Source organism: Thermostichus sp. MS-CIW-41 (assembly GCF_054058915.1).
Window position 1 is genome coordinate 1 of sequence record NZ_JBSSBO010000073.1, and the last position, 9,494, is coordinate 9,494.

The window sequence follows — 9,494 nt, forward strand, 5'->3', positions numbered from 1 at the left end:
TTCTCGTTTTGACAAATTGGCCAGGAACTTCTTGAGTTTTCTCTATCTCGTCAGTGCTCTCTTTTGGCTCAAATGAAAGATCAACACAACCTAGAGACCTGCGATGGCAAAATCCGTCTCCCCTGACTCATTGCCGGCAGCTCCCTGGCACGCTCTGCCCGAAGAGGATGTTGCCCGCCAAATCGTTGCAGTGGATCTGCCTCTGGCGGCGCTTCTGGAACGGGGTCTGTCTCAAGCTGAGGTGATCCAGCGGCAGAAGCAATATGGCCCCAACGAGCTAAAGGCCAAGGCGGCTACCCCGGCCTGGGTGAAGTTTCTGCAGCAGTTCAACCAATCCTTGCTCTACATCTTGATGGTTGCCGGGGCGGTCAAGGCGTTTTTGGGATCCTGGCGCAATGCCATCGTGATCTGGGCGGTGGTGGTAATCAACGCTCTCATCGGCTACATCCAGGAGTCCAAAGCGGAGGAAGCGATTGCCGCTCTGGCTCGGTCGGTGGTGACGGAGGTCACGGTCATCCGGGATGGGCAAAAACTGCGGGTGCCCTCGCGGGAGCTGGTGCCGGGGGATGTGGTGCTGCTGAGTTCGGGAGATAAGGTGCCCGCCGACCTGCGCTTGCTGAGCGTGCGCAACTTACAGGTGGATGAATCGGCCCTGACCGGAGAGTCGGTGCCGGTGGAAAAACGGCTGGGATCCCTGGCGGAAGACACACCCCTAGCCGACCGCCAGAACATGGCCTATGCCGGCAGCTTTGTTACCTTCGGCCAAGGAGCAGGGGTGGTGGTGGCCATTGGCAACCAGACTCAAACAGGCCGTATCTCGGAGTTGGTCGAAAAGGGGGGATCCCTGCAAACTCCCCTAACACGCAAGTTCGAGGAATTCAGCCTCATGCTGCTCAGGATCATCCTCAGCTTGGCCGGGCTCACCTTTTTGGTGGGATTGGCTCAGGGACAGGGGGCGGCCAGTGTCTTTGAGGCGGCAGTGGCGCTGGCGGTGAGTGCTATCCCCGAAGGCTTGCCGGCGGTAGTCACTGTAACCTTGGCGATTGGGGTTTCCCGCATGGCAAAACGCCACGCCATTATCCGCAAGCTGCCGGCGGTGGAGACCCTGGGCAGCGCTACGGTGATCTGCTCTGACAAAACCGGCACCCTCACGGAAAACCAGATGACGGTGCAGGCCATCTACGCCGGATCCCAGCTCTACCAAGTTACGGGCAGTGGCTACAGTCCTCAGGGACAAATCCTGGCCCAGGAGGGGGATGCTCCGGTGGAAGTGGATCGGCTGCCGGTGTTACAGGCTTGTCTCTTGGCCGGCTGCCTCTGCAATGACACCCGTCTGCAACCCAAAGACAACGGCCAGTGGGAGGTGGTAGGGGATCCCACCGAGGCGGCTCTGCTTGTGGCAGCCCAGAAGGGGGGTCTGGATCTGGAAGAACTGCAGCGCCGCCGCCCTCGCCTGGACAGCATCCCCTTTGAATCCGAGTTTCAGTACATGGCCACCCTGCACCGGCTGGGGCCAGAAGAGCATTGCCTCTATGTCAAGGGATCCGTAGAGGCTCTCTTGTCCCGCTGCCATAGCCAGATGGGATCCCAGGGGGAGATCCAGTCTCTGGAAGAGGAGCGGATTCGCCAGCAGGTGGAGGCCTTGGCACGGCAGGGGCTGCGAGTTCTGGCCTTTGCCCAAAAAACCGTCCCCAGCAGCCAAACTCGGGTGGATCACCCAGATCTGCAGGAGGGTTTAATCTTCCTCGGTTTGCAGGGAATGATTGACCCGCCGCGGCCGGAGGCCATTGCCGCCGTGCGTTCCTGTCAAACGGCTGGGATCCAGGTGAAGATGATCACCGGCGACCACGTGCTCACGGCTCAAGCCATTGCCGAGCAGATGGGCCTGGGGGGTGGAAAACCTGTGCAAGCCTACAGCGGTCGAGATCTGGAGCAGCTCAGCCCGGAGGAATTTGTGGAAGCTGCCAATCGGGGATCCGTCTTCGCACGGGTGGTGCCAGAGCAAAAGCTGCGCCTGGTGGAAGCTCTGCAAGCGCGGGGGCAGATCGTGGCCATGACCGGCGATGGCGTCAACGACGCTCCGGCCCTAAAGCAAGCAGATGTGGGGATTGCCATGGGGCGAGGCGGCACCGAAGTGGCCAAAGCTGCTGCCGACATGATCCTGACCGATGACAACTTCGCCTCCATTGAGGCAGCCGTTGAGGAGGGGCGCACGGTTTACAACAACCTGCTCAAAGCCATTGCCTTCATCCTGCCGGTGAACGGGGGGGAATCGATGACGATTCTCCTCAGCGTGCTGCTCAACCGCGAGCTCCCCATTCTGGCCATTCAAGTGCTGTGGCTAAACATGATCAACTCCATCACCATGACGGTGCCTCTTGCCTTTGAGCCGAGCACAGGCCGAGAGATGACTCGCCCACCGCGGGATCCGGAGGCCAACTTGCTTTCTCCTAGGCTGCTGCAGCGCATCCTGCTGGTGTCCGTGTTCAACTGGATCTTGATCTTCGGGGTTTTTGAATACATCGAACAAACCACCGGCAACCTTAACCTGGCCCGCACCATGGCCATCCAAGCGTTGGTGATCGGGCGCATCTTCTACTTGCTCAGCCTCAGCCAGGCCATTCCTACCCTGTTGGGCCGTGGACGTGCCAGCCAATTGGAGCACCATGAGCGCCTCATGGATACAGCAGCCATTGCCATCGGCATTGGGGCGGCCATCCTGCTGCAGATCCTCTTCAGCCAGTGGAGCTTGTTCAACATTATCTTCGACACAGCACCCCTGTCTTGGGAGCAATGGGGCTTTTGTTTGCTGGTGAGCTTGCCACTCATCGTTGTCTCAGCGGCAGCCAATCGAGTGGATCCTGAATGAATAACTTGCTTTGGGCAACTCGCGCTCACTGCGCTCCCATCTGAAGAAGTGCCGAAGAGGGGATCCCTCAGCCACTACTCAGATGTGACCGGCCTTTGCCAAGAGGGGAAAGTGACCGCCGGGCCAGGTGTGATGGCATCCAGCTTCACACCCGCTCTGGCTATCTTTTCGACCCATTTCCGCAAGCCAATGGCAATCGCCGTGCCCGTCTCTATGGCGGTTTTTGGGAAGATCGAGCCCGTTTTCTGGCGGAAGTTGCAGAAGATGTGATCAGAGTTCGGGGCACCTGACGAGTGAGGGTGAGGTTGTCTCCAAGCAATGCCTATCCCCTGCGCGCCTTCGGCCATGGGGTGAAGTCTCAATTGCTTTCCCCTCTCAAAGGCGGTCAATTGCATCTGCGCCACGGCACCACCCCTATTCCAACGGCAATCTTTTGTCAGCTCCATCCACAAAAGCCCCAGCACTCTTCAGGGCTTGAGTTCTTTTTGCCCCCATCACCTTTTGGCAAGGGCAGGAACACCTCTTGAGGGAGACGAGGTTTTTCCTTCGGAGCTGCTGGCTCAAGGAACAAGAGAAAAACCTGTCTTCAAAAAAGCCTCCGACTTTCGGTTGCAGGAGTACATCACAAGGGTATGATCTTAAGAGAAGGATGTAGGACATTAAAAAATGTCAGATATACCACCACAACCTTTAACCGGGAAGGCTCTGCTGCAGAAGGTCGAAGCTTTGGGGCATCTTCCGCGCCGAGAAACGGCAAAGCGATGTGGCTATGTAACCATGACCAAGACCAACAAGCCTCGCGTCAACTTGAATGAGTTCTATGACGCGGTGCTGGCGGCAAAAGGTCTGAGTCTCAGCCCAAGTTCCAGCCGGGACAAGCGCGGTCGTGAGCCAACCTTTCGGGTCAGCGTTCACAAAAATGGGCAGTTGATCATTGGGTCGGCCTACACCGAAAAAATGAATCTCAAACCCGGGGATGAGTTCGAGATTCAGCTAGGTTACAAGCACATTCACCTCAAGCAAGTGCTAAACGGCCAGGTGGTGGAGGAGTCAACCCCAAGCAAAGAAGCTTCCCCCAAAGCGACTCGCGGTCGCCGGAAAAAAACTGCTGGGGCTTGAGCCGCTGCCGGGCCAGGAGTGAGGAGAAGGGATCCAGTTGACGAACTGTCACTGTGTGGCTTTCTTCTTGCCTTGCCCTCTTTAAGATGGGATCCAAAGCCTAGGTTCACCGATCTTGCTGACCCTAGATAAGGATCCCTATGCAACAGAAGGTTCAGCCACCCCTCAAGTTTTTGCCACCGCGATTGACGCCTTGGGTCGTTCGTTTTGCTCAAGCAGGCTTGCCCTTTTGGTTGCGATGGACCAAAGGGATCCCTCGCGTTGAAGTGGAGGGGGGAGAGCGTTTGGCTCAGCTTTATCAGCAGTTTGAGGCGGGCAAGATTCGCCTGTTGGTGGCGTTTCGACACCCGACCCTCGATGATCCCCCCTGCTTGATGTACTTGTTCGCCCATCTCCTGCCGCAGGTGGCCCAACGCCAGGGGATCCGCTTTCGGGGCCGGCCCCACGTTTTGTTTGTCTACGACCGCGGCCTACCTCTGTGGCTGGGATCCGTTGCCCGTTGGGGCTTGCCGCGCTTGGGCGGGATCCCGATTTTGCGGGGCCGTCTGGATCGGGCAGGGCTAAAGAGTTCTCGTGAGCAGTTTGTATCGGGCCAATATCCGCTGGCGGTAGCTCCAGAAGGAACGATCAACGGCATGAGCAGTCTTCTCAACCCGTTGGAGCCGGGGGTAGCCCAGATGAGCTTTTGGGCGGTGGAGGATCTGCACAAGGCGGGACGGCCAGAGCAGGTGCTGATCCTGCCGGTGGGCCTTCGCTATTCCTACCTGAGGGATCCCAGTGCCGCTCTGAATAGATTGCTCAGCCGCATGGAGGCCGATTGCAAGCTGCCGCCCACGCGCTCGGCTCACGCCGGTCAAGCCTTTTTGCTGGCCCGTATCCTTCGCTTGGGAGAACACCTGCTCCAGGTCATGCAGACCTTCTATGAGCGCTTTTATGCCCCTGCCCTTCCTGCTGCAGATAGAGCCCAGGTTAAAGAGGGGGACCTGTTGGCGCGTCTTCAAAGCTTGTCAGATCTGGCCCTGCGGGTGGCCGAGCAACATTTCGGCCTAGAGCCTCAAGGAGACTTCATCGAGCGGCGGCACCGCATCGAACAGGCGGGCTGGGCCTGGATCTACCGCGAAGATATTGCCGATATTGCTGCTCTCTCGGCTCTGGAGAGGGGGCTGGCCAATCGAGTGGCTGCTGAGGCCAGTTTTCACCTCTGGCACATGCGCTTGGCGGAAACCTTGATGGTGTTTGCGGTGCGCCCCATGCCCGAGCAGCCCAGTCTAAGTCTAGACGAGTTGGCGGAAACTGCCCTGCGCCTCTGGAGTCTGCTGGCTTGGATCAAAGGAGAAAATCCCGTCGGAACTGCTCCCCCCCGCTTGGGCCCCCGCCTGGCGCGTTTCAGCATTGGGGATCCCCTCTCGGTTTCCGAACGCTGGCCCGCCTACCAGGCCAACCGCCGACAAGCCGTACAAGCCCTCACCCAAGATTTACAAGCAGAAATGGAGCGGCTTATCAAAGGGATCCCGTGCTCCCCTGCGGTCCTCCCTGCTGTCTGACATGCCTAGTCGGCTCAGGGGCAAAAAGTGTAACAATTCATGAGACATCTTGTGAGATATTTCGTGAAAGTAAAACGAACTTTTGCATTATCTGACAAGCAGGTGAAGGAAAGGGGAAGTTTCTGGCTCTTGGGGTAGAAAGGGGGCAGAAAGGAAGTGAGGCTCGTTGGCTTGGTCTATGTCTGATGAGCTGCTCCGCGCCATCCGCAGACGCGACCTGGAGGCCGCCACTTCAGCCGTGCAGCATTTGCGTTCTCGCCATTTAAGTGAAGCTGTGATCACCTCGATGGTGATGGTGGCCGTGGAGCGGTTGGCATGGGATGAAGGCGACCGGGCCGCCGCCAGTTGGTTACTGCGTCGCTGCTCCAGACGACGGCGCTGAAGGGATCCCCCCTGGCCCAGAGGTCATTGCGATACTTCCCCTTTCCCTGGATCCGAGGGGCTTCCCGTGTCAACCTGCCCACAAAGCCCTATCCGCAGAGGGATTAGCTTTCTTCCTTGCCCTTGATCATCTTCTCAATTTATCATCTTCTCAATTTGCTCTTTGCGGAACTCGCGACTGGCATTCTCTTGCCCATCGGTTACCACAACCATCACAACCTTGGCCGGGCGATCTGCCTCGCTGAGTTCGCTGAGGCTCTTTTCTAGGTCGATGATGCCGCGCCCCATGGCATCCAGCAAGGGAGTAGAAGCTCGCGGCACGTAGGTCTCGCGGGTCAGCTCAGGGACCTCGGCAATTGGCTTGAAGTGGTGAATGACTTCATAGGGATCCTGGGAGTCGAACTGAACCAAGGTAAGGGTGGCACTTCCCGGTTCTGCTCCTGTAGAAAATCTAACTCTGGCTCAGGTGCAGTGATCTGTTTGTGAAGGTTTGCTTGCAATCTGTTACAAAGGGTATGAATGCTTATGAACGCTTTTTGAGTTCGCCTTGGTAGCTGGGAGCGCCAGAGCATTGTCTCGAATATTCAGCTCGACTACGAGTTAGCATTTTCTCTTAATTTTTAAGTGCTTCATATCCTAAGTACTAACAATGGTTCGTAAACTAACACACTAAAAGAAAGGTTTGCCCTTAATCCCTTTGCATTTCTGAGCTAAGCTTCTAGGCATTGGCCCCGTAAAGATTTTGGAAAAACTAGGGAGTGGCTATGTCTTTTCGCGCAGATTTACAGCGTTTTGCCTTCGCTGTGCTAACAGCGCTGCTTGTCCAGGCGGGGCCAGCTCGGGCCGATCTGCCAGGGACAGCGGATCCCCCAGGGCTTAAGCGCTTCGCAGGATCCAGCATTGTGTTTCAATCGCGGGCCGATTACGACCGCTTTAAGTTGGCCCTTGAAAAAATCGTCTTCAGTGGCGCGATGGGAGCTGTGCAGCCCTATCGGTCTCAAACTGTCGAGGGGCGTCGCATCACGACCTATTACCGACTGCCGGAGCGGGTTGCCCCTCTTGAGGCGCTGCTCAACTACGAAACCGAACTGAAAGAGTCCGGCTTTGAGATCCTCTTCTCCGGGTTGGGGGAGGAGATTGAGACCCTCGGCTACAACAACCAGATTGCTGACGAGATCCTGGATATGAAGGGCACCTACAGCACGCCGGAAGAACGGGCCCAGTGGCCGTTTCAAAACGCCAGAGAAAACACTGCTGCCTATTTAGCCGCACGTGGCAAGTCCCCCGAAGGCGATGAGCGATTCGTGAGCGCCTACTTTGTGGTCAATACCGATGACTGGGAGATCACCCGCGGCAGTGGACCGATCCCGACCGGGATTACTCTGGGGCGAGTGGATGTCGTCGATGTCAAGCCCCGCCAGCAACGCCTGGAGCTGGTTGAAAGCATCACAAGCGGCGAGATCAATCAAGCCATCAGCCGCGATGGCCGGATCGCCCTCTACGGCATTCTCTTTGCCTATGACTCGGATCAGATTGAAGCGGCTGCCGAGCCCACCCTTGCCGAGATCGCCAAGCTGATGCGCGAGCGCACCGACCTCAGCATCCTCGTGGTCGGTCATACCGATGCAACCGGTAGCTTCGACTACAACCTAGGTCTCTCGCGGCGCCGGGCCGAGGCGGTTGTCAACCGGTTGGTTCAGCTGGGTATCGAGCAACGTCGACTCTATCCGGTTGGTGTGGGGTTCTCTGCTCCTGTGGCCAGCAACACCACTGAGGAAGGCCGAGCAAAAAATCGCCGCGTGGAGTTGGTGGATCTGGCCGGTGGCAAAATCCCCTAGAGGGGAGTTTCCAGGTCTTGGGGCAGGACGGGTATCGCCGAAAGTCTGGACACTGCGGCTGTGGCGAACTAGCTTAGAGGCAACTCTTCATTTCTAGGCTATTTCAAGGGGTGGGATCCATGCTTAGGCCCAGTCTTCTGTTCTCCGGCTCGGCTTTGTTGGGTTTGCTGTCCTTGCCGTTTTTGATCGGCGAAGGTGGCTGGTTGGCCTCGTCTCGGAAAGGGCGGAGTGCGGCCACTGAGGTTTCTCTGCAAGCTTGGGAGCACTCTCTGCCGTCATCCCAGACCTTGTTTGAAGATGAACCAGGTTCTGAATCTTGGCTCAGGCGGCAAGCCCAACTGCAAGAACGGGTACAACAGCTTGAGCAGCGCTCTCTCGCTCACCAGCAGCAGGTCTATCAATGGCTTGCGCAACAGGCAGATCCCCAGCCCGCCGGGGTTGTTGGCCGTTCCAACCCAAGCCTTGCCGTGCCGGCACGGCCTCGGCGTCAGGATCCCACTCTCTCTCAATCCTCTGCTCCGGCGGATCTTCCCAATGAGCTGGCGCGGCTAACCCAGTCCATCCAACAGGAGCCGGGAAATGCGCAGCTTTATCTGCAACGGGCGCAATACTTCTGGCGGGAGTCTCAAGAAGATCCTGTTGCTTTACCGCAGCCTGAGCATGCTTCTGCCATTGCTCGCTTGATGCGCTCTGCTCTGCGGGATCTGGATATTGCCATTGCTTTGGATCCCTACCTGGCTGAAGCCTATTTGCTCAAGGCCAAAATCCAACACGAGCGTTTGCAAGAACCTGAGCAGGCTCTGGCGACCTTGTCTCCTCTGGATCGGATTGCCTATCACAACCCGCAACTGCACTTGATCCGCTCTCGCATCTGGGCCGAACAAGGCCATCTGGAATCGGCGTTTGATGTGTCGCATCTGGCGATTGAGCTGGCCAAGCAAAATCAAAGTGCTGCCGATCTTTTCGAGGCCTATGTCCATCGCGGCCTGATGTGGGCCAGCATCTGCGACTTCAATTTGGCCGTTCAGGATTTCAGCCGGGCTATCGAGGTGCAGCCCCAGCGGGCTGAAGGTTACTACCACCGCGGTATGGCGCGCGCTTACCAGGGAGAGGATAGGGCTGGTGCCGCTTCCGATTTGGGTAGCGCTTTGATGTTGTGGCAGGTTTCGGGCGGGGGATCCCCGGGGCTGCTGGAATATGTAGAAGCGGTGCGGAGGGAACTGTTGCGGTAGCTCAGCTCTGGCGGGGTTTTTGCTGAGGATCTGAAGCGCTGGGTTTGGGGTCTTTGCCCAGGAGTATTTGGCAAGTTCGTCCAAGCCAGGCCAGGATGGTAGAGCCATCTGTTACCTAGGGGGGCTTGAACGCCCCCCTGAAGAGAACCCAGCCAAGTGATGAGCCGAAGACAACTGACCATCTCCGTATCCTCTGTAGCCCTGGTGGTGGCCACAGGGATGCTGTTGTTGCTGCTGTGGCAACTGCGCAGCTTGGTGCTGACGGTGATGATCGCGGTGGTGGTGGCGGCGGCGCTGGCTCCTCTGGTGGATCTGGCCGAGCGATTACGCATCCCCCGCTGGCTGGGGGTTGTGCTGGTGTATTTGAGCTTAATTGCCGGGATTGCCGGCTTGGCTCTGCTCATTGGCCCAACGGTGGTACAGCCTGTTAAGGGCTCAAGGGGTACAATAGCAGCACTTAGCAAACCAACTTCGGAAGGAGGATGGATTGATCAGTAGTAAAGAAGTCTTC

Annotated in this window: 9 protein-coding genes; 8 read left to right on the forward strand and 1 reads right to left on the reverse strand. The window is 57.6% G+C overall.

Annotation, left to right across the window (positions count from 1 at the left end; genetic code table 11):
• The first annotated feature begins 103 nt into the window (after positions 1-103).
• The 5 genes from ACVWXE_RS13825 to ACVWXE_RS13845 all read left to right on the forward strand — a co-directional run bounded on the left by ACVWXE_RS13825 (position 104) and on the right by ACVWXE_RS13845 (position 5,914).
• Positions 104-2,869, forward strand: a complete 2,766-nt coding sequence (locus tag ACVWXE_RS13825) for a cation-translocating P-type ATPase (RefSeq protein ID WP_457490588.1) — start codon at positions 104-106, stop codon at positions 2,867-2,869.
• Positions 2,870-2,964: 95 nt separating this feature from the next.
• Positions 2,965-3,159, forward strand: a complete 195-nt coding sequence (locus ACVWXE_RS13830) for an oxidoreductase (protein ID WP_457490589.1) — start codon at positions 2,965-2,967, stop codon at positions 3,157-3,159.
• 376 nt (positions 3,160-3,535) lie between these two features.
• The gene (locus ACVWXE_RS13835; RefSeq protein ID WP_011432404.1) at positions 3,536-3,988 is read left to right on the forward strand and encodes an AbrB family transcriptional regulator; all 453 of its coding nucleotides are present in this window, start codon (positions 3,536-3,538) and stop codon (positions 3,986-3,988) included.
• Positions 3,989-4,128: 140 nt separating this feature from the next.
• Positions 4,129-5,532 (forward strand): 1-acyl-sn-glycerol-3-phosphate acyltransferase, encoded by a 1,404-nt coding sequence (locus ACVWXE_RS13840; RefSeq protein WP_457490590.1) that lies wholly within the window; start codon positions 4,129-4,131, stop codon positions 5,530-5,532.
• 178 nt (positions 5,533-5,710) lie between these two features.
• On the forward strand, positions 5,711-5,914 hold the full coding sequence (locus ACVWXE_RS13845; protein WP_041436260.1) for a hypothetical protein: 204 nt from the start codon (positions 5,711-5,713) through the stop codon (positions 5,912-5,914).
• Positions 5,915-6,048: 134 nt separating this feature from the next.
• Here the strand turns inward: ACVWXE_RS13845 and ACVWXE_RS13850 are convergent, their stop codons facing one another.
• Positions 6,049-6,324, reverse strand: coding sequence for a hypothetical protein (locus ACVWXE_RS13850; protein WP_457490591.1), 276 nt, complete (start codon positions 6,322-6,324; stop codon positions 6,049-6,051).
• 353 nt (positions 6,325-6,677) lie between these two features.
• Between ACVWXE_RS13850 and ACVWXE_RS13855 the strand changes: the two genes are divergently transcribed.
• From ACVWXE_RS13855 to ACVWXE_RS13865, 3 genes are all read left to right on the forward strand, one after another.
• Positions 6,678-7,751: an OmpA family protein gene (locus ACVWXE_RS13855; RefSeq protein WP_457490592.1), complete on the forward strand. Its 1,074-nt coding sequence runs from the start codon at positions 6,678-6,680 to the stop codon at positions 7,749-7,751.
• Positions 7,752-7,870: 119 nt separating this feature from the next.
• On the forward strand, positions 7,871-8,983 hold the full coding sequence (locus ACVWXE_RS13860; RefSeq protein WP_457490593.1) for a hypothetical protein: 1,113 nt from the start codon (positions 7,871-7,873) through the stop codon (positions 8,981-8,983).
• Between the two features lie 159 nt (positions 8,984-9,142).
• Entirely contained in the window at positions 9,143-9,481 is a 339-nt protein-coding gene (locus tag ACVWXE_RS13865; protein ID WP_457490594.1) for a hypothetical protein, read from the forward strand.
• Positions 9,482-9,494 lie beyond the last annotated feature (13 nt).